Here is a 20,624-nt window from a genome sequence, read left to right as displayed (position 1 = left end):
GAAATGGCCCCGCCAGACTGGCGACCAAACGTCTAACTGCGCGCCTTGAGTATACGGATGAAAAGCGGCGAAACGAGCGCAACCATTGCTCTCTCCAGAGGCCCTGAGGCAAACTTGCGAAAGTAACGCGTCAGACTGTCAGCCTTGTGCGCCAGCACTGTCTCGGAAGGCACATCGGATGTTGAGCCATAGTGCAGCACGCCCGCGCGCGGCTCATACACAACAGAACCTCCCTGCTGAAGCACACGGCGACACAGGTCTACATCTTCGACGTGCAGGAAATAGCCTTCGTCAAAACCGCCCATGCCGCGGAAGGCCTTGCGGTCCATCATGAAAAAGGCACCCGATACCGCGCCAACCTCAATGGCATCTTCCGGTGGCGGATCATTTTCCAAAGTCCATTTGCCGATACCGATGGCCCGCATCAAGGTCAACGTCTTGCGCCGGCCGCCCCGCTCTTCCCGGCCATGAATGTCAAAGATCTTGCCGCCCACCAGAACAGGCTGCGGACGATCCTTCATGGCTTCATACATGACAGGCAAAGAACCGCGCCGCAGTACGGCATCCGGATTGATGATCAGCAGCAATTCGCCCAGTGCCCCGGCCGCACCCTTGTTTACGGCAGCGCCAAACCCCGGATTTGTTCCATCACGAATGATGTGAACCTTGTCCACGTCACAGGAAAAACTGTCGAGCCAAGCCTCATCCTCGGGTGGATTGCCATTATCGACGATGATCACTTCCGCAATCGACGGATCAGACTTCAGAGCATAAAGGCACTCATGCAGGCGTGGACCTGTATGATAGCTCACCACAATTGCCGTAATCGTCGGCACAATGATCACAAGGCTTCCCTCTCTCGGCGGGCGAGCAGGATGATACTGCCTACGGCCAGTACAAGGCTTGCCCAGAAGGCTTCATTCCACACGCTGTAGGAAAAGCTGAACTGGCATGTCGCAACGGCCAGCATGCCCGCAATCGCATAGCCTATGTCCCCGCGCAGCTCTGTGGCGGGTGGCAGACGCCAGCCGATGAGGCCGATGGTCAGGGCGGCAAAGGCCGCGCCGACCGCCCCTGTCTCGCCCCATATCTGCAGCGCCATATTATGGGGATGGCCTGGAACGACCGGATATTGGGCCCAGAAGTCCGGCAACAGGGCCAGCCAGTCCGGATGATCGGCATAGGTCTCACGCCATGTCTTTGAGGCTTCGATGCCATGGCCGAAGAGCGGTGCCTGCTGGATCTTGCCGATAACCACCTCCCAAGACCACGCACGGGACTGGAACGACCCCGGCAAGGATATGCCTGCCTTGGCCAGCGCGTAAATAAGGCCGCCAATCAGAAAAGGTGCAAAGGCCACATATCCCGCAACGGCCAGAAACAGCGCGCGCAGTCCGTGGCAAGGGAAGAAGCGAACAATGGCGAATGCCGCCAGCATCAACACAGCCCCAATCATGGCAGCTGAGGCTTCGATGCTCGCAAAGGCAATGACACTCGCCAGCGTGATAAAAAGCGCCAGCCCCTTCCATGCCAAGGTTGGGCGCACCATCAGATAAGCCACCAAAACTGGTAGAACCAGCGCCAACGCATTCGCGTTGCGCCCGATATTTTGCATGCCCTCCCCAAGCCGCAGGGGACTATCACCGTAAATGAGTGGCAGAACCTCATTGCCGAGCAAAACGCTCAAAAACACCAGAAGTCCCTGCACGGCAAACGCGCCAAGGGTCAGACGGCTGGACAGTTGCGCGCGGCCTTGTGCAATCTTGAGGGCACCGGCAACCAGGATTGTACTGAAAGCCAGCGTCAGAGCGACCCGCAGACCGGCGGATCGAACAGCAAAGTCCCCTTCCAGAAGATTACCGGAGGCAAACCCACGCGAGGCCGGTGACCATATCTCACTGAGAATCGCCCAGACCACAAAGGCCATGGCCGCCAGCAGGTACATGGCCGGCTTGGTACCTAGCCGAGTAATAAAGAGAGCGGGAATGGCCGCCAGGACGAGCAGCGGCGCATAGCCCTGCCCGCCCAGCAGCCCCATGACCGGCCAAAGAAGATAGGCCGCAGCAAGGAAGGGTGCGTAACTCATGCCACGCATCTTTCGGTATTCTGCGGCCTCTGTCACCAGATGATTCCTGTGTCAGTCGCGCTTCAGGTCTGGCGCCAGTGCTTCCTGCGCTAGCTCTACGCAGGCATCGTCAAGGGAAATCATCTGTTGCGCATTGCTGCCCAGACGACGCAGGGCCAGCGTGCGCTCTTCCGCCTCACGGCCACCGACGACCGCAATAATCGGAACTTTCTGCACGGAGTGCTCGCGGACCTTGTAGTTGATCTTCTCGTTCCGAAGATCCGTTTCCACACGCAGGCCAGCCTTGCGCAGGGCAGCAGCGGCTTCCTCGGCATAGTCATTCGCAGCGTCCGTAATGGCGGCTACCACGACCTGAACCGGCGAAAGCCACATCGGGAAGGTGCCGGCATAGTTCTCGATCAGGATACCCATGAAGCGCTCGAACGTGCCGAACACGGCGCGGTGCAGCATGACCGGCCGGTGCTTGGCGCCATCGGAGCCTGTATATTCTGCATCGAGACGCTCCGGCAGCACATAGTCCAGCTGGAAAGTGCCGCACTGCCACGTCCGCCCGATGGCGTCTGTCAGGTGAAATTCCAGTTTCGGACCGTAGAACGCGCCCTCCCCTTCGGCGATGTCGAAGGGCAGGCCGGCAGCGTCCAGCGCATCGGCCAGAGCCTTCTCGGCGCGGTCCCAGTTCTCGTCTGTGCCACCGCGTACTTCGGGCCGCGTCGCCAACTTGTAGGAAATGTCCGATAGGCCAAAGTCGCCATAGACGCGCGAGAACAGCTTCAGAAAGCGCAGCGTTTCCTCGCCGATCTGATCTTCGCGGCAGAAGATATGCGCATCATCCTGCGTCATCTGGCGCACGCGCATCAGCCCGTGCAGCGCGCCATGCGCCTCATTGCGATGACAGCAGCCAAATTCCGCCATCCGGATCGGCAGATCACGATAGGAGCGCTGGGCGTTCTTGAAGATCTGGACGTGGGCCGGGCAGTTCATCGGCTTCAACGCCATGAGGCTCGTCTCGGCCGGGATCTTCACCTCTTCCTCATCCGTGTTCGGGATAAAGTCAGGCACTACGAACATGTTCTCGCGGAACTTGTCCCAGTGGCCGGATTTTTCCCAGAACACTGAATCGAGCAGCTGCGGCGTCTTCACCTCCACATAGCCGTCCTCGTCCTGCGCCCGGCGGATATAGGCTTCCAGCTGGCGCCAGATCATGAAGCCTTTCGGGTGCCAGAAGACGGATCCCTGCGCTTCAGGCTGCAGGTGGAACAGGTCCAGCTGCGCGCCCAGTTTCCGGTGGTCGCGCTTCTCGGCTTCTTCCAGGCGCGTCAGATGGGCCTTCAGATCTTTCTCATTCGCCCAGGCCGTGCCGTACATGCGCTGCAGCATCTCGTTCTTCGAGTCGCCGCGCCAATACGCGCCGGCCAGCTTCATCAGCTTGAACGCTTTCGGCAGCTTGCCCGTCGAGGGCAGGTGCGGTCCGCGGCAGAGGTCAAACCAGTCGCCCTGACGATAAACCGTGATGGCCTCGCCCGGCGGGATGATGTCGTCGATGATCTGCGCCTTGTAGTCCTCGCCGATCTTCTTGAACGTCTCTATGGCCTCGTCCTTGTCCCAGACCTCGCGGACGATCGGATAGTCGGCATCCACAATCTCGGCCATTTTCTTCTCGATCTTCTCGAAATCTTCCGTGGAGAAGGGCTCCTCACGGGCGAAGTCGTAATAGAAGCCGTCATCAATCACCGGACCGATCGTGACCTGCGTGTCGGGATACAGATCCTGAACCGCCTGTGCCAGCACGTGGGCAGCATCGTGTCGGATCAGTTCCAGGCCGTCATCATCATTCGCCGTGACAATCTCAACCTTCGCATCGCCCTCCAGCGGACGCATCAGGTCTCTCAGCTCCCCATCGACACGGGCGGCCAGCGCCTTCTTGGCGAGAGAGTTGGAAATGGATTTGGCGACATCGAAGGGCGACGCGCCCTCTTCATATTCTCGGACGGAGCCATCAGGCAGGGATACTTTGATCATGGTCTAATCTTTTCGTGCAGGGTGCGCCTTCAGGACGCGGCAATATCGGATCCGGTCAGGCCCTTATTCCGGCGATTGCTTAACGCGACTTCACCAGATTTCCCACCCCATATGCTTTGAGGATGCAGTTAGGGCATTTCGGAGCTGTTCCGGGACTTTATCGGGGCTGTTTATGGGTGCTTGAAGCGGGCGCGCAAAAGCGCAGCCAGACAGCGCGTCAGGCACCCCGGCGAGTTCGTGTGGTCAGCCCAGCCGGGCCCGGAAGACAACGAAAAGCGTTCATGCGCGGGCTTATGTCACGTCTTTCCGGATTGATCAATTCGGGCAATCACCTTGCGGGCAGACCACTCGCCATATCGCCAAGGCTGCCAGAAAGGCACATCCGGTAGGGTTTCCGGCGCCGGATCACGGCCATGACTGCCACCAGGACGGCAGCGTATGAACCTTGCGAGCGTCATCCAGAAACCCGGCCACCAGCCATGCCTCGCGACGCATTCCGCGCCATATTCGCTGCAGGTTGGAGTATGCTGGCACCGCGCCCCAAAGGCATAGAAAATCTGGCTAGGCCCACGCTTGTAGACCCAAAGCAATGCATAGGCGGCCCGGCGGCGCACACTGGCCATGTCAGCCAGCCGCCTCTTGCTTTTCACGGCGCTTTGCGAGCACTTCTTCAATTGCAGCGACAGCGGCTTCGAAGGCCAGCAGAGTGGAGGTTTGGCGTGGGGGATAGTCGGCAACCGGTTCCAGGTGTCGCAATTCCCAGAAGCGGCCTTCCGGTGGCGGCCCGCCCTCTTTCAGCATGGCTTTCAGCGCGTCGCGCGCGGCGATCACCTCTTCCACTCTCGCGCCAACGGCATGCTCTGCCAGAATGGACGTTGCCGCCTGCCCCAAGGCGCAGGCCTTCGGATCAACCGCAATCGCCGCGATCTTCTCGCCGGCCGCGTCCAGCGTCAGGTCTACCTTCACAGTTGACCCGCATACACGCGAGACCTTCAGGACAGAGCCTTCAGCACCATCAAGGTCTCCCGTATTCGGAATCCCTGCCGCCAGCTCAAGAATGCGGTTGTGATACAATTCGCTCATGGCCGGAAACATGGCGTCAGGTCGGGCCGCGCGCAAGACTGCAGGAGAGCGACAAAAAAAGCCGCTTGTTCCACGGGGCTCGCGGAGCAAGCGGCTAAAGGTTTGTCATGCATTGAAAACGGGGCGCTCAGGCCTTGGCCCGAACACACAGGAGCGGCCTGTTAAGGTCAATTGAAGTTTTCGTCATCGCCCAAGTGCAGTGGAATTACATGCGCCGCCAAGTCGATCTACCCGCGCCGTCCATGATTTCAATGCCTTCGGCTGCCAGCTCATCACGAATGCGGTCTGCTTCTGCCCAGTTTTTTGCAGCACGGGCATCAATCCGCGCCTGAACCAGCGCATCGATTCGCGCATTGCCATCATCATCGCCGCCCTGCTCCCAGGCTTTCGGCATCAATGTCAGCAGGCCCAGCAGCTCGCCGGCTGCCAGCAGGTCCGCGCGGGCCTCGGCCATCGCGGCGTCATCCTTCTGATCTGCAGCTGTGTTCGCCTCACCTGCCAGACGGGAAAGCTCCGCCAGTGCCACCGGCGTGTTGAGATCATCCTGCAGGGCGCGCAGCACGCCCTTGTCACGGGCCTTGCCGCCTTCCGCCTCCCATACCCGGCGCAGGGCACCATAGATACGGTCCAGCGTTGTCTTGGCCTGTTTCAGAAGATCTTCTGTCCAGTCCAGCGGCGCGCGGTAATGCCCACTCAGCATGGCAAAGCGCAAGACTTCGCCGGGCCATGCCTCAAGCAGCTCATGCACCAGTACGACATTACCGAGTGATTTCGACATCTTCTCCCCGCCCATGTCGAGAAAGCCATTATGCATCCAGTAGCGGGCCATCTGTTGGCCATGCGCGCATTCCGATTGCGCGATCTCATTCTCATGATGCGGGAATTGCAAGTCTATGCCACCACCATGAATGTCGATCGTCTTGCCGAGATGTTTCGCGGCCATGGCGGAGCATTCTATATGCCAGCCAGGACGGCCCCTGCCCCATGGGCTGTCCCAGATCGCGTCTTCCGGCTCACCAGGCTTGGCGAATTTCCAGAGCGCGAAATCAGCCGGGTCGCGCTTGTCTTCATCCACAGCGACACGGGCACCGGCTTCATTATCTTCAAGCTTGCGCCCAGACAGCTTGCCATAGTCCGGCATCTGCTTGACCGCGAACCAGACGCCTTCCTTGCCAACATAGGCATAGCCCTTGCGGACCAGCTTCCCGATGATTTCAATCATCTCGCCGACATGGCCTGTTGCCCAAGGCTCAATGCTGGGCGGCATCACATTGAGGGCTGCCACATCCGCATTATAGATATCGGCAAACTTTTTCGTGATCGCAGAAATCGGCTCGCCGCTTTCCTGACTCGCCTTGATGATCTTGTCTTCAATGTCGGTAATATTGCGCGCATAGACGACCGCGTCCTTGCCATAGGCATGGGACAAAACGCGGCGCAGCACATCAAATGTGATAGGCGGGCGGGCATTGCCGATATGGGCATAATTATAAACCGTCGGGCCGCAGACATACATCGTCACCCGCTTTGGGTCTTGCGGTTCAAAGACGCGCTTTTCGCGCCCAGCGGTGTCATAAAGTCGGATTGTCATCTGATGGTCGCTCGGTTTTTCGAAGTCTGCGATATCGCTGGCTACACACACATATATATAGCCAGCCCTAATGGCCGGTTGAGGCTCTAACGGCAACAGCAACAGGCAGGACAGAGGGCATAACGCAGATCAAGCATGGCCTTTCGATAGCATTCCGCAGTCATCACGCCAAGTTTATTGGGATCCATTCACGCCGCGTCACCGTAGAAATCGCTGGAAACGGGGCTTTACGGCCATTATGTTCCGCTCATCGCCCTGAGGGTATCAACTCCGGGCGGGCGTTAAGTCCGGGCAGGGGAGCAGATGCTTTCCCAGACCAAGCCTCGGCTCGACCCCCGTCCCTCAGTCGAAGGAAACTTCTATTATGGCCATGGATGCCATCACTCCAAAAAAAGATATGTCGCGCGCCGACCCTGTTAAACGTCCGTCTGTTGAAGAGGCCGAAGAGGCCGTACGGACCCTTATTGCATGGGCTGGCGACGATCCGCGCCGCGAAGGCCTGCTCGATACGCCCAAACGTGTCGTGAATGCTTACAAGGAATGGTTTTCCGGTTATGAGGAAGATCCGGTAAAGTATCTCTCCCGCACCTTTGAAGATGTGCAGGGCTATGACGACATCGTCATGCTGCGCAATATTGAGGTTGAGAGCCATTGTGAACACCATATGGCACCCTTCCTCGGCAAGGCCTATGTCGCCTATATGCCGTCTGAAGCCGTTGTTGGCATTTCCAAACTGGCCCGCGTTGTAGAGATTTTCTCCAAGCGCCTACAGACACAGGAAACCATGACCGCCCAGATCTGTGATGCCATCACGGAAAGCCTGGCGCCCATGGGTACGGCCGTGCTGATTGATGCCGTGCATGAGTGCATGTCCACACGCGGCGTCCACCACAAGGATGTCAGCACGATCACGACCCAGTTCACCGGCGTATTCAAATCCGATGCTGACCTGCGCAACCGCTTCCTGCGTATGGCCGGTCACGGTTGATCCAGAGCGGACCGCGATTAAAAGAAACCCCGGTCTTGGCGGCCGGGGTTTTTTAATGGCTCAGTCGTCTGCCTTGGCGGCGGGCCGGGTGCGCTCGAGCCAATCGAGAATGTCGGCTGTTACCTTGTCCGTACCGGGCTCGTCGACAATCCAGTGGGCATTGTCCCTGTATTCCAGAAAGTCTCCGGCAACCCGGCTTTTGGCATATTTCGCGCCAACCTTGCGTACTCCCTTGGCTGGCGTCGCCCGGTCTGCTGTGGCCGCGATTGTCAGGGTCGGACACTTGATACGGGTTTCATCAATCTCGATCCCATCTGTAATGTCTCCATAGACCTTGCCGGAATCATAGACTGCCTGGGCATAGATCTCTTCGTGCCGACGACGCGGCACCTTATTCAGCACGCCGAACCGGAAACCGGACCGCCAGACCTTGTAGGCCTTGCTCCGGTCACGCCCGATCAGGATGTTCAGGAATGTGTAGGCCACAGACAGGGTTACAGCTGCGCAGTCCTTTGGCTGGGCTGGTGTCAAGAACACGGCCTGGCTGACCAGCCCCTTCTCGGCAAGGCATTGGGCGATCAGACCGCCCATGGAGTGGCCGATGACCGCTGGCGCGCTGCCGGTTTCAGCTGTCATACGCGCAGCCTCCTTGGCCATGGCGGCGATGTAATCATCCAGTCCCAAGTCCGGCAGGTCCGCAGGCGGGGTCTCTCTGACGCGCTTGTCCGGAAACAGGGTCGGCGCTTCGCACTGCCATCCGGAAGCTTCAAACCCGGATCGCATCCGGTCCCAGACATTTCCATCACAGCCAATGCCGTGGATCATCAGGAGCGATTTTGTCATGCCAGTTCCCCTGTAACCTGACCTTATCCCTGCGCAGCCTTGTACCCTGTGACAGGCTCGGTCCATGGCTCAAATCTCTGCACCACGTCGGAATAGACCATGCGCTTAAAAGGCACGACCAGCGCGGGTACCTCTTCCAGCTTCGCCCAGCGCCAGGCGTCGAATTCCGGTGTGTGCCGGTCCAGCCTGACATCGCTGTCAGAGCCCTTGAACCGGAAGGCAAACCATTTCTGGCGCTGGCCTATATAGGGGCCGCCCATGCGCTTCTTCAGGTCTGGTGGAAAATCATAATAGAGCCAGTCGGACGTCTCTTCGAGAACATCAACCAGCTTTTCCGGTACACCGACTTCTTCCTCCAGCTCTCGCAGGGCGCCGACCAAAGGTGTCTCGCCCTTGTCGATACCGCCTTGCGGCATCTGCCACTGGAAGGCTCCGCGGCCATTGATGCGGCGACCAATGAAGACGTGTCCCGCCTTCGAAAAGAGGGCGAGACCGACATTGGGGCGATAAAGCTCAGGGTCCGGGGTGTTGATCGTCACCCTTCAGGGTTTACCGCAGCCTGGGTGAGGCTTCCAGTCTGAAGGCGCTTTCCTTCGGTAATTTCTGCAGGAATTACAGAGGTGAGCGCGGAAACCGGTGCCAGCACGATGCCGCGGCTGTTCAGGTCTTCCGTCCATTCCTTGACCGTCTGGATGGTGACCGGGAAGGCATAACCCGCACCCATGGCCGCGCCATGCTCCTTGGACTGGGTTTCCAGCGCCATCAGTTCGGAACCGATCTCGGCAGCGGTCAACTTGGCGTCAATCGTGGAATTGGCGCGTACATATTTCATCTGGTTGCGTGCGGCGACCTTGTCGAATTCGCTTTCCTGAAAGCTTGCATCTTCCACCAGTGCCAGCCCCCGGTCACGAATGACTTTCATCATCGGGCCGACAGCCCCTGGATCATCCGCGAATTTGGCCCCCTGATAATTGATCACGCCGAAATAGCCGCGCCCCTTGGCCAGAAGGCGCTCAATGCGCGGCAAGTTGCGAGCGCCTGTGTCGCCCGCCAGCAGGGTTTGCGGGTGCATTTTCATGCGGCCATAATCATAGGCTTCCATCGGAAGCTCCATCAGAACTTCGTGTCCGCTGTCGCGCGCCTTGTTGATCCAATATTGAATATTGTTCGCATCCGGAGCAAAGGAGAGCGTCACCTCGGGCGGTAGCTCCTCGATCGCAGACCGAGTATGCGTTGCATTGATGCCCAACCCGCCCACGACGATGGCGATCACCGGTTTGCTTTCCGGATTGCTGAAAGGGCGCGCATAAACATCTGACGGCGTTTCGCCGCTTTCCGATATACGGGGAAGGCTCAAGCCATTCACCCGCTCGGTCAGACCCTGAACAGGTGCAGTATCCAGGGAAACAACTTTGGAAACCTCCCCATAGGACTCGCCCGGACGCACCATTTTGCCATTGATCCGTACACCGCCATCATCAGGCTGGGGGGCTGGTGTGGTAGACTGCGCCGCCGTGTCAGGCGCGGAGAGGTCAGCATATTCGACGCCAAGGCTCGGTTCATCACCGCTTACATCCTCACCCGCATCAGCCACGACCACGGTTCCGGCGGTCATCAGAGTTGGTGCTTCGCCTTTCAGCCGGGCTTTCAGGGCGGGCGTTTCCTCAGGACCTGTTTCGAACAGGGCCAAATGCTGGCGAGGGCCAGCCTCTGCCGGATTACCGGAAAAATGAATCCCCACTCCCAAACTTGCAGCCAGAGCCCCAAACACAAGCAGGCTCAGCCCTGCATGCGCGATTCCCGTGCGCAAGGGAGACGGATCGGCATCCCTCCGGTGAGCCATTGATAGACCTCATTCAGGCAAATTGAAGAATTCTGAACGATCAGAATTGCATCCAAATGGTTAATAGGTAGCAAAGAAACCGTTAACCAGCGCGCCTCAATGCACTTGCCGTGACAGTGCCTTCGTTGAGCATGTCGATGGCCCGCTTCAGCTGATAGTCATCGCCATCCCAGTCTTCCGGGGGCTGTTCATCCGGCATGGTCATCTCGTGACGCTTTTCGCCATCTTCATTGGCCAAAGCATGCGGAAGATCGGCCTCAGACCAACGCTTGATCTTGGCGAGTTCTTCTTCTGTCAAGCGGGCATTGGTGATCTCAATATCAGGCTCGATCCCCAGCGCCTGAATAGACCGACCCGCCGGAGTGTAATAGCGGGCCGTCGTTAGGCGAACGGCGCCGCGATCGGCACCCAGCGGAATTACGGTCTGGACAGAGCCTTTGCCGAAACTGGTCGTGCCGATCACCGTAGCGCGGTGACGATCCTGCAATGCTCCGGCAACAATCTCAGATGCAGAAGCAGAACCGCCATTGATCAGGACGACCATTGGTACGCCCTTGAATACTTCACCGGAGTGCGCATTGTAGCGCTCCATATCAGAGATGCGGCGCCCCTGAGTAGAGACAACTTCGCCCCCAGACAGGAACATGTCCGACACAGACACAGCCTGATCCAGCAGGCCCCCGCCATTATTGCGCAAATCAACAATAAGACCACGCGGACGCGAGCCAGTCGCCTTGGCAATACCCTCAACCGCCTCTTCCAGAAGAAGTGTTGTACGGTCATTGAAGGTGGAGATACGGATATAGCCGATATCGTTTTCCTGCATTTTCCAGGTAACAGATTTCTGCTGGATGACTTCGCGGGTCAGCGTGACATCGAAGGGGTCCTCCCCTTCCCGCAGGATGGTGATGTTGATGTCGGTGCCCTTTTCGCCGCGCATTTCCTTAACGGCTTCGTTTAGAGTCAGGCCGATTATTGGCTTGCCATCAATTGCAGTGATCAGATCGCCGGGCTCAATTCCGGCGCGGCTGGCAGGTGTTTCGTCCATGGGAGAAATGACTTTCACAAAGCCATCTTCCATGGTCACCTCAATACCGAGACCACCATATTCGCCGCTGGTCTGCACCTGCATGGAGCGGAAGTCGTCGGGGTCGAGATAGCCGGAATGTGGATCCAGTGAGGTCAGCATGCCATTGATGGCTGCCTTCATCGCGGCTTTCTCGTCAATCTCGGTGACATAGTCCTGACGCGCCCGGGCCAAAATTTCAGCAAACAAATCAAGCTGCTGATAGGTCACCATGCGGGGATCTTCAGGCTTTTCGTCCGGTGCGGCAAAGGCCGACACCCCGACTGCTGCGCCACCCAAGACAATTCCAAGGGCAGCCCCCGTCAGAAGTGAACGCATATTCCAATCCTCCGTCATGCATACGGCCTTAGCTATGGCCCGGCAGCCAGTCTGCCGGATTCATCACCTTGTCGCCAAGCCTTAATTCCATATTTAATTCAGGCTCGGGAGCCGTACGATCCGGCATCCGGCCAACCGGTTCTCCCGGAGAAACACTTTGGCCTTCAGTGACATAGATCCGGCTCATTCCGGTAAGAATAACATGGTAGCCGTCACTCGTCCGCAAAATTAACATTGATCCATACGTCCGGAAGGGCCGGGCATATTCCACGGTTCCGCCAACAGGGGCGGTCACCTGGGCGTTAGCGCGAGTCGTGAAGGTCACCCATTCCGCCTTGCCCCCGGTTGGAAGTTTTTCACCGAAAGAGCGCAGCAAATTGCCCGCGACCGGAGGCTTCAACGCGCCAAGGACAGCCTTGCCGAGGGGGCGCGCGACAGAGATTCGCGCCACAGCAGGCTTTGACGAGGGATTGGTCTTGGGTGAAGCTGCCACTTGGCGCGGACGCGTCGCAGGTTTCGTTCCCGGCGCCGAGGGGGCACTCGACTCAAGAGCGTCCAACAACTCCCTTAGCGTACGAGCCTCGGCACCCAGCTCGGCACTCCGCGCCTTCAGGGTGGCAATGTCGCCGGACAGGTCTTCAAAATTGCCCCGCTTGGCAGCTGCGAGTTTCTCGATCTCGACCTGTTTCAGCGCAAGTGTGGCTTCAGCCGCTTCCAGCTTGGCTTTCTCGCCCCGGATACGGCGCTCCAGATCATTCAGGCGATCAATCTCTGCTGAGAGGGTTTCTGTGCGCGTCGCGAGTCGGGGCGTTGTCTCGCTCATCAGGATGGCCCGGCGAATCGCCGTATTGGCCTTACCGGGAGAGACGATCAGTGCAGGTGGCTTGCGCCGGTTTGACGCGGTGAGCGCCCCCAGCAGGTCTTCCAGCGCCTGGCGATCCTCAAGCAAGCTCATCTGTGCGGCAACCCGGCGTGTGCCGAGATCAATCAGCTGCTTTTCCGCCTCGGAGGCCTGCTCTTCCCGGCGCTGGGATTCCATTGCCGCGGAAATGAGCTGGGAGTCGATATTCTTGAGGTCCACGCGGGTCTCTTCGCCTGCGGCTTCCAGCGCGGCGAGTTTCTGCTCGGCAGCGCGGCGCTCTGCCTCAAGCGCGTCCAGCTCTTCCCGCGAGAATGTATCCGGCGCCGCCGCCGTCAGGGCGAAGGCCGCAACAGACACAAAGAGGGACCGATACTTCCAGGGCATTCCGCTCTTATGCCAACCGGTCATGACCTCAAGATTAACCAAGCGCCTCCAGCTGCTGCTCAAGCGCTATAATTTCATCTCTTGCCAGAGCGCAAACGACGCCATGCTCTGCCACCGAAAAAGCCGGTGCAGTGACAAGAAAGTGCGTAATCATGTCGAGAGCCGTGTGACTATCGGCGCGCAATGTCGCCGGGCGCTGCGCATCTGCACCATGCACGGCCTCATTACGGTAAGCCACCAGCCTCAGCACAACATCCAAATGCGACAGCGGCACATCCAGACGCTCCGGTGGCGCGAGATATCTCTCGGACCTTGCCCGACGCAGCAACATGGCCAAAGGTGCCATCCTCCCCGCATTGGCAAGGTCCAGCACATCTTCCGGTGCGGCCGTTTCAAAGGAGGATAAGGCTGCGATGGCCGACGCCTTCAGCGCCGCCACCAGCCCGACAGCAATCCAACGCCAGCGCTCAGGATCTTCATCGGCAAACATCACCTCACGGCGCGCCAGCTTCAGCCCTTCCAGACTCGTCAGAAGGGCGGGACGTATCCTGTCCTGCGCCGACAGAATCAGTCAGCCCCTTGCGCGCTTTCGGCGTCTGCAGCTTTGCGGAAATCCCAGCCTGTCTCGGCCGCTATGTAGCTGAACGCTGCGTACACTGCTATGTTCTGGCGAAATTCCTCCGGGTCGATCTTGTCGAACGTATCATCCGGCGTGTGGTGATAATCGAAGTAGTCGCGACCATCCTGGCTGGGCGTCACGACCGGCACACCGCCCCGGCGCAGTGGCCCGACATCCGGTCCACCACCGGCTTCATTATTGCCTTCCGCAACGCCGATTTTCGTCAACATAGCCTTGATGGTATCTCCATAAGGCTTTGCCCCTTCGCCAAAGCGTGTCTGGAATTGCCAGATCCGGCCCGCACCGAAATCGCTCTCGGCAGCTAGGACATGCTTGTCCAGCTCATCCCCATGCTGACGGGCATAGGCTTGACCGCCCAGCAGACCAACTTCCTCAGATCCGAACAGAACAACACGGATCGTACGGCGCGGTTTACCCGGCAGCGCATCGATCAGCTTGGCGGCGCCCACAACGATGCCGCAGCCTGCGCCATCATCAATGGCACCCGTGCCGAGATCCCAGCTGTCGAGATGGCACCCAATCAGGACGATCTCATCCTTCAGGTCACTCCCTTCAATCTCGCCAATCACATTGCCGGACGGTGCCGCTTCAGCAGACTGCACACCAATGTCTAGTTTCACGCGAACATCGCCACGCTCAAGAAGACGGGTCAACTGGTCGGCATCCGGCGCGGACAGGGCGGCAGCAGGCAGCGCGCCAAGCGCCCCGTCACGAGACATGATGCCCGTGTGTGGGATACGGTGCGACTGCGTGCCAACAGATCGGATCAGGCATGCCACGGCCCCCTTCTCTGCTGCGGCATTGGCGCAGCCACTGCGCTTGCGAACGGCCAGGCCGTAACCGGTACCATCCTGCGTCTTGTACATCAGTTCATCAATATACGCGATTTTGCCGGTCAAGCTGCCGACAGGCGCGGCTTGCAGATCGCTGAGGGAATCAAAGCGCACAATGTCTGCCTCAAGTCCGCCTTCAGGTGTCGCCTTGCTGCCGCCAAGTGCCGTGATCACAAGGGGCTGCGCATTCGAGCCAACCACTTCAGCGGTCTCATGAGTGCGCGACCAGTAGGGAATGGAGAAATCCTCTACGCGGACATTCTGAAAGCCCAGCTGCTTCAACTCGTTCACCGCCCAGACCCGAGCACGCGCCTCGGCAGGAGACCCAGCAAGACGCGGGCCGATCTCAGTAGTCAAATCTTCAACGAATTTCAGGCCAACAGTATCAGATGCGGCGGCAGCCATCAGCCTTCCAGCTGTCTCGGAAATGTCTTGCGGCAGCGAGGTGCCTGTCTCGGCTAACGCAGGCGCGGTCAACATGGCCGCCAGCGCTACCAGGCCACCTATTCTCAATCCGTTGCGTTTCATGCCGTATCTCCTTCAGCCAATCTGGCGGCAGATAATCAGCACTTGCCCCGGATGAACAGCCCCGGTGAGGAAAGTTCTGCAGTCGGCCGCAGCGCAGCCGCCAAGGCGGGCAGATCAGCCGCGCCGAGCGCGCCATTCATCAGCGGTCTGGCCGTAGACATCCCAAGTCAGGCCTTCAAAGGGTGGGGGCGTATCCATTTTCTTTATGAACTGGCTGCCGAGCCGCTTTGCAACACGTGTAGACGCCTCGTTTTCAGGAAGGATGGTGTGAATGATTTGACTCCACCCTAGAATGTCGACGGCATAATCCATCGTCGCAGCGGCTCCCTCGGTCGCATAGCCCTTGCCCCAGGCATTGCGGACAAGCCCCCAGCCGACTTCGGTGCCAGGCCAGCCATGCGGGCACCAGGGCCCAAGCCGTCCGATCCACTGGCCGGATGCCTTTTCAATGACAGAGAACATCGAAAATCTGCCAATCGTCCAGGCACCGGTCAGAGTACACATGGAGCGCCAGGTCAGTTCTCGGCCTTGCGTGCCGCCGAGATGCCTCATCACCTCTTCATCGGCGTGAAAAGCCACCCATGAGTCAAAATCCTCCGCCCGGGGTGGGCGGAGGATCAGACGTTCCGTCTCGATTGTCGGACCGATAGCCAAGATGGCCTTTCCTATTTCAGGGAGGGGTCGATGTCCTTACAGGCATCGACCAGGCCGCGAACGGCTTCAACAGACGTGTTAAACATCTCTTGTTCGTCGTCGTTGAAATCGAACTCAACGATTTTCTCTGCGCCCTCAGACCCGATCAGGGTCGGCACGCCCACATACAGGCCGTCCACGCCATACTCGCCCTGACAGAATGCTGCGGACGGCAGCACGCGCTTCTGGTCTTTCAGATAGGATTTCGCCATGGCGATGGCGGACTCGGCTGGCGCGTAATAGGCAGAACCAGTTTTCAGCAGGGCCACGATCTCGCCGCCGCCTTTACGGGTACGGTCCACAATGGCGTCCAGTTCTTCCTGAGTCATCCAACCTTGCTTGACCAGCTGCGGCAGCGGCAGACCGCCAACCGTGGAGTGACGCACCATCGGCACCATGGAATCGCCATGGCCAGCCAACGTCCAGGCGTGAATGTCGGCAACGGACACGCCGGTTTTTTCGGAGAGGAAGTAGGCAAAGCGGGAGCTGTCCAGCACACCAGCCATGCCGACCACCTTGTTCGCCGGCAGGCCGGAGAATTGCTGCAGCGCCCAAACCATGGCGTCGAGCGGGTTGGTGATACAGATTACGAAGGCGTTCGGTGCGTGCGCTTTGATGCCTTCGCCAACGGCTTTCATGACTTTAAGGTTGATGCCCAGAAGGTCATCGCGGCTCATGCCGGGCTTGCGCGGTACACCTGCGGTCACAATGCAGACATCTGCGCCAGCGATGTCTGCATAGGCATTTGCGCCTTTCAGGCTGACCGAGGAATTGTAGACCGGGGTCGACTCTGCGAGGTCGAGCGCCTTGCCCTGCGGCAGGCCTTCAGCAATGTCGAACAGGACGACATCACCCAGCTCTTCGCGTGCTGCAACATGGGCGAGTGTGCCACCAATCATACCGGAACCGATCAGGGCAATTTTCTTGCGGGCCATCCGTCTAAACTCCTTGCTTTGGGTAAGGTCCAGAAACTGGGCGGAGGGTTAGCCGAGCGCAAGGTTTTGTGCAATGCGCCAAAAAGTAAAGCCCCGCCACAAGGGCAGGGCTTTGGTCTTCATATCCGATATGGCTGCTAATCGCGGGACAGCAGCGACAGGAGCGTCGTGAAGATATTGTAGAAGAGGATGAAGAAGTTGAGGGCCCCCCAATTCGTCATCACAGCCAGGCTGCGGGCATCCCCTTCCATCGCAAAATAGGAGCGCTTCAGGTTCTGCGTGTCATAGGCCACCAGAACGCCAGAGATCGCCAGGACACCGACAGTGATGGCAACTTCCATGAAGCCGGATGGCGGGAACAGGAAGCTTAGCAGGGAGACGCCAACAATGCCCCACAGCGCGAACACAGCGACCACGCCGATCGGGCGCAGGTCACGCTTTGTCGTATAGCCGTAGAGCGACAAGGCACCAAAGGCAGACGCCGTCAGGAAGAAGGCTTTGGCAATGGTGACGAAGGTCGGGCTCATGCTGGCCCCTGCGCGGGTTGCGCCTTCAATGCTGCCGGAGGCCATATAGAACCAGACGGACAGGCTGAGGCCCAGCAGGGTGACGATTGTCCAGTAGAGGATGGCCGTTCCCAATGGGGACGGATTGCGCATCGCAAACGCCGAGATCAAGATCAGGGCGATTGGACCGAACTGGACGACATAAAAGAAGGGAGACGCCAGCACGAGCTGCGTCAAGGCAGGCACCATATTGGTTCCCACCACAAAAGCTAGCGCACCGGCCAACGCAATGCCAAGGGCAAGTTTTTGATAAACGCCCAACATAAAGGCCCGCAGGCCGACATTGACGGATGTGTCCATTGCGCCAGCATGAACAGGCTGCGAATAGGCACGATTAAAGTCGTTCATAGGTTCAGAACCCTTTCTGTCTTGAAGGCAGCTTTTCTTGGTCTGCCGTATTGATGTGGAATATGGTCATTTCAGGCCGCCTCCGCAAGAAAAACCGGACTGCAGGATGCCGCACTAGGCTGGCGATTATCGCCCATCAGGCGAACAGCCTGAGAGAGACCAGCCTGTGGATAAAACTGGCCATACGCAATAAACTTCCTCTCCCGGGCAGGAAAGAAGATGAAATATGCGCCGGAATACTACTTTTGGTGGTCAAGTGGGGTGGAGTTTAGGATTGACTCGCACCTACCCGGAGTTAATTTTTGAAATCTGGTGAACTTCCAACAGTGGGCGCACCAAACAATGAAGGGGATGACAATGGCAGACGCATCACAATATGCGGACAATATCAAGAAATATGCAAACGGTTACAATCAAGCCGCTGCGGAGAAAATCGTAGGACATCTCGGGATCGCCCTGCGCAATCGCGACAGCTCTCTCGTGGCCTGCTCGGATTCCGGTGAGCTGGACCGTATCCGGGAAAAGTGGTGCCGGGGCAAGCTGGGCCTGGCTCACACACAATCTGAACTCGACGCAGCCATGAAAGCTGTCTGTGAAAAGATGAGCGCCGAAGGGGGAACGAAATCCCGTGTCACCTTCTATTACCTGCTGGCTGAACATTTCGGTAAACTTGAAGCTCTGGCCGGTTGATCCGGCCCTGCATTCATGAAAGTTCTGAAACCCGGCCCTGGTGCCGGGTTTCTTCTTTTCGGCAGCTCTTCCCGCATTCAGCATGTACAGATTATTCGCCGCCCTACCCATTCCGCAGGAACTGCATGACGGCCTGACAGACCTTCAGGGAGGTCTGGACGGGGCGAGTTGGCGGCCCGAGGAAAACTTTCACATCACGCTTCGCTTCTTTGGTGAGGTTACTCATACAACCGCGCGAGATCTAGATGACTTGCTGGCTAGCATTCGCTGCCGCCCCTTTGAACTCTCTCTTGAAGGTGTGGGCTGGTTTGGCCGGCGAGAACCGTCTGCCGTCTGGGCCCGTGTGCGCGAGAGCGACGAACTGCGTGCCCTGTCAGCCCAGTGTGAACGGATCGCCCGGCGAATGGGGCTGGAACCAGACCGCAGGCCGTTCACACCACACGTTACGCTCGCCTATCTGCATGGCACGGCCCTTGAAGACACACGGCGCTGGGTGGAAGCCCACCATGCCTATCGCAGCGGCGTGTTCTGGGCAGAGGGCTTCCACCTCTATTCAAGCCATGCGGGTAAGGGCCCCAGCCGCTATGTGGCCGAGGCCGACTACGTGCTTCAATAAGCGCGTTATCCTGTATATATCAGATGCCTGTCATTCGCCTCAGGACGCGGGCGCAACGCGCAGTCGCAACTCTTGGAACTTGGGCGGATTGGTCGGAGACAGCAACAACAACCCCTCCACATCCCCCTTTTCGCAGGTCCATGAGATTGTGCCGCTCAGTCGGCCACTCGCCTTGATAGGCGCATCCGTATCGCAGGCCCCGACCTGCTCCTTCAGCTCCGCCAATGCGCGCTCCCGCACAGCGACAGACCCATCCAGCAGGAAGTTCATGGCCAGCTGTCCCTCTGCCGGACTGAGCTTCCCCTCGGTATAGATCTCCCCTGCCAGAGCATAGGCCTGCGCCAGCACATCGCTGACCGGCACGGCCCGCTCTTCGATCCACCCGTCCTTCTTCATCTCCAGTGCCGCCTCACGCACGGTCTGCCACGCCGCGGCATATGTCCGGTTGGCAAATGTGAAGATACCCACGCCAGCATCCGGCATCAGCATCACATAAGATCCATATCCAGGATACCCGCCGGAATGCGCCAAGGCTGTGCCCAGTTCGCACTCGGTACTTACATTAAAGCCCATTCCATAGGTAATGGCCACATCGCACTCATCCCCCTCTTCCAGACCTTTAAATGTGAGGACACGCGCAAAGTTCAGCCCCTGAGCCATTTCCCGCACGGTTGAGCGTTTTACAGGGCCGCTTTCTTCCCCATCCCGGGCCGGCCAGGCATCCAGCAGGAAGGCGACCCATTTCTCATAGTCACTTGCATTGCTTATCATCCCGCCCATGGCACCAAAAACACCAGGCTCCATCGCAGGCTGCTCAGTGAAGACTTCATCTTGCCAGCGATACCCTAGCGCGCGGCGGTTCTGATCCAGCGCGAAGGCATCATAACCAGTAGAAACCATCCCCAGCGGCAGCAAGATCTCTGTACGGATATATTCTTCATACGGCATGCCAGAAGCATTGGTGACGATCCGCCCAAGGAGGGCATAGCCAAAGTTCGAATATTCATAGCCCGTCTGCGGCACTGTGTTGAATGGGACACCTTGTTTCAGAACTTCGGTGAAGACCTCTTCCGGCATGTCCTGCTGGCGGTCACCCCAGGGATTGTCGGTGACCAATCCGCCCGCATGCGCCAGTAGGTCGCGCACGCGAATGCGCGGAGAGTCTGTCGTCGGATAGGTCCAATCCCGCAACTCCGGCACATAGTCCTCTGCCAGAGCATCAAGCCTGAGCTTTCCCTCATCGCGAAGCTTCAGGATGGCCAGCGCCGTGAACGCCTTGCTCATGGAGGCGATGGAGAACACGGAATCTTCTGTCACCGGTGCCTTTGTTTCAAGATCCGCCGTGCCGGACGCCCTGAAATGGACAAGTTTCCCATCCTTGACGATGCCCCATACAATCCCAGGCACATGCTCTTCGGCCTGATATGCCAGGAAACGCGCATCAATGCGCTCGGCCAGTTCCGGCGGTAGGGTGGCGCTTTCATTATCTCGTGACGTGTCCGCCCACGCACCTGTTGCCATGCCAGTCAAGATAACCGCAGCACTGGCGAACATGCCGATCCGCCGCCCAACTGAAAGCCACGAAGTGCGTGTTGCGTCTCGCCTGATCATCAAATGCCTCTCTCCACAGGGGGGTGTGTATCTTTGGAGGGTGAGACTTTAGGGGCTTCA

The 20,624-nt window shown here is 58.6% G+C and carries 20 protein-coding genes; 3 read left to right on the top strand and 17 right to left on the bottom strand.

Annotation, left to right across the window (positions count from 1 at the left end; translation table 11 throughout):
* Positions 1 to 32 precede the first annotated feature (32 nt).
* The 6 genes from HY2_RS06290 to cysS form a co-directional block, all read right to left on the bottom strand.
* A complete protein-coding gene (locus HY2_RS06290) occupies positions 33 to 845 on the bottom strand; it encodes a glycosyltransferase family 2 protein (RefSeq protein WP_051594783.1) in 813 nt (270 codons plus the stop codon).
* The gene (locus HY2_RS06285; protein ID WP_158533977.1) at positions 842 to 2,086 is read right to left on the bottom strand and encodes an O-antigen ligase family protein; all 1,245 of its coding nucleotides are present in this window, start codon (positions 2,084 to 2,086) and stop codon (positions 842 to 844) included. The genes HY2_RS06290 and HY2_RS06285 overlap by 4 nt, the downstream gene beginning before the upstream one ends.
* A gap of 51 nt (positions 2,087 to 2,137) precedes the next feature.
* Positions 2,138 to 4,105 carry a threonine--tRNA ligase gene (gene thrS / locus HY2_RS06280; RefSeq protein WP_034825814.1) on the bottom strand — a complete coding sequence of 656 codons (1,968 nt, stop codon included), beginning with the start codon at positions 4,103 to 4,105 and terminating at the stop codon, positions 2,138 to 2,140.
* 296 nt (positions 4,106 to 4,401) lie between these two features.
* The gene (gene yidD / locus HY2_RS06275; protein ID WP_233346183.1) at positions 4,402 to 4,755 is read right to left on the bottom strand and encodes a membrane protein insertion efficiency factor YidD; all 354 of its coding nucleotides are present in this window, start codon (positions 4,753 to 4,755) and stop codon (positions 4,402 to 4,404) included.
* Positions 4,730 to 5,188 (bottom strand): iron-sulfur cluster assembly scaffold protein, encoded by a 459-nt coding sequence (locus HY2_RS06270; protein WP_034825867.1) that lies wholly within the window; start codon positions 5,186 to 5,188, stop codon positions 4,730 to 4,732. The genes yidD and HY2_RS06270 overlap by 26 nt, the downstream gene beginning before the upstream one ends.
* A 205-nt stretch (positions 5,189 to 5,393) precedes the next feature.
* The gene (gene cysS, locus HY2_RS06265) at positions 5,394 to 6,779 is read right to left on the bottom strand and encodes a cysteine--tRNA ligase (RefSeq protein WP_034825810.1); all 1,386 of its coding nucleotides are present in this window, start codon (positions 6,777 to 6,779) and stop codon (positions 5,394 to 5,396) included.
* A gap of 370 nt (positions 6,780 to 7,149) precedes the next feature.
* On the opposite strand from cysS, the gene folE reads away from it, so the two are divergent.
* On the top strand, positions 7,150 to 7,767 hold the full coding sequence (gene folE, locus HY2_RS06260; RefSeq protein WP_034825865.1) for a GTP cyclohydrolase I FolE: 618 nt from the start codon (positions 7,150 to 7,152) through the stop codon (positions 7,765 to 7,767).
* A 60-nt stretch (positions 7,768 to 7,827) separates the two neighbouring features.
* Here folE and HY2_RS06255 read toward each other — a convergent pair whose 3' ends face one another.
* The 10 genes from HY2_RS06255 to HY2_RS06210 form a co-directional block, all read right to left on the bottom strand.
* Positions 7,828 to 8,610 carry an alpha/beta hydrolase gene (locus HY2_RS06255; protein WP_034825808.1) on the bottom strand — a complete coding sequence of 261 codons (783 nt, stop codon included), beginning with the start codon at positions 8,608 to 8,610 and terminating at the stop codon, positions 7,828 to 7,830.
* 23 nt (positions 8,611 to 8,633) lie between these two features.
* Complete coding sequence (locus tag HY2_RS06250) at positions 8,634 to 9,143, bottom strand: RNA pyrophosphohydrolase (RefSeq protein WP_112061622.1); 510 nt, start codon at positions 9,141 to 9,143, stop codon at positions 8,634 to 8,636.
* 2 nt (positions 9,144 to 9,145) lie between these two features.
* Positions 9,146 to 10,453, bottom strand: coding sequence for a divergent polysaccharide deacetylase family protein (locus HY2_RS16690; RefSeq protein ID WP_081814959.1), 1,308 nt, complete (start codon positions 10,451 to 10,453; stop codon positions 9,146 to 9,148).
* An 82-nt stretch (positions 10,454 to 10,535) separates the two neighbouring features.
* Entirely contained in the window at positions 10,536 to 11,858 is a 1,323-nt protein-coding gene (locus tag HY2_RS06240) for a S41 family peptidase (RefSeq protein WP_034825862.1), read from the bottom strand.
* Between the two features lie 28 nt (positions 11,859 to 11,886).
* Positions 11,887 to 13,128 carry a murein hydrolase activator EnvC family protein gene (locus tag HY2_RS06235; RefSeq protein ID WP_081814958.1) on the bottom strand — a complete coding sequence of 414 codons (1,242 nt, stop codon included), beginning with the start codon at positions 13,126 to 13,128 and terminating at the stop codon, positions 11,887 to 11,889.
* Positions 13,129 to 13,138: 10 nt separating this feature from the next.
* Positions 13,139 to 13,594, bottom strand: a complete 456-nt coding sequence (locus HY2_RS06230) for a hypothetical protein (RefSeq protein WP_034825797.1) — start codon at positions 13,592 to 13,594, stop codon at positions 13,139 to 13,141.
* Between the two features lie 77 nt (positions 13,595 to 13,671).
* Positions 13,672 to 15,105, bottom strand: a complete 1,434-nt coding sequence (locus HY2_RS06225; RefSeq protein WP_034825794.1) for a M28 family peptidase — start codon at positions 15,103 to 15,105, stop codon at positions 13,672 to 13,674.
* A 114-nt stretch (positions 15,106 to 15,219) separates the two neighbouring features.
* Positions 15,220 to 15,759 (bottom strand): GNAT family N-acetyltransferase, encoded by a 540-nt coding sequence (locus tag HY2_RS06220; protein ID WP_081814957.1) that lies wholly within the window; start codon positions 15,757 to 15,759, stop codon positions 15,220 to 15,222.
* 11 nt (positions 15,760 to 15,770) lie between these two features.
* The gene (gene mdh / locus HY2_RS06215) at positions 15,771 to 16,733 is read right to left on the bottom strand and encodes a malate dehydrogenase (RefSeq protein WP_034825790.1); all 963 of its coding nucleotides are present in this window, start codon (positions 16,731 to 16,733) and stop codon (positions 15,771 to 15,773) included.
* Positions 16,734 to 16,870: 137 nt separating this feature from the next.
* Entirely contained in the window at positions 16,871 to 17,647 is a 777-nt protein-coding gene (locus HY2_RS06210) for a Bax inhibitor-1/YccA family protein (protein WP_034825788.1), read from the bottom strand.
* Positions 17,648 to 18,004: 357 nt separating this feature from the next.
* Here HY2_RS06210 and HY2_RS06200 point away from each other — a divergent pair, with 357 nt between their 5' ends.
* Positions 18,005 to 18,337: a DUF2853 family protein gene (locus tag HY2_RS06200; RefSeq protein ID WP_034825784.1), complete on the top strand. Its 333-nt coding sequence runs from the start codon at positions 18,005 to 18,007 to the stop codon at positions 18,335 to 18,337.
* Positions 18,338 to 18,419: 82 nt separating this feature from the next.
* Positions 18,420 to 18,953 (top strand): RNA 2',3'-cyclic phosphodiesterase, encoded by a 534-nt coding sequence (thpR, locus tag HY2_RS06195; RefSeq protein ID WP_034825782.1) that lies wholly within the window; start codon positions 18,420 to 18,422, stop codon positions 18,951 to 18,953.
* A 39-nt stretch (positions 18,954 to 18,992) separates the two neighbouring features.
* Here the strand turns inward: thpR and HY2_RS06190 are convergent, their stop codons facing one another.
* Positions 18,993 to 20,564 (bottom strand): serine hydrolase domain-containing protein, encoded by a 1,572-nt coding sequence (locus HY2_RS06190; protein WP_112063277.1) that lies wholly within the window; start codon positions 20,562 to 20,564, stop codon positions 18,993 to 18,995.
* Between the last annotated feature and the right edge of the window lie 60 nt (positions 20,565 to 20,624).

This window comes from Hyphomonas pacifica, from assembly GCF_000682675.1.
GTDB classification, from domain to species: Bacteria; Pseudomonadota; Alphaproteobacteria; order Caulobacterales; family Hyphomonadaceae; genus Hyphomonas; species Hyphomonas pacifica.
Note: the sequence above shows the minus strand (reverse complement) of the source record. Positions and strands in the feature narration are given on the sequence as shown.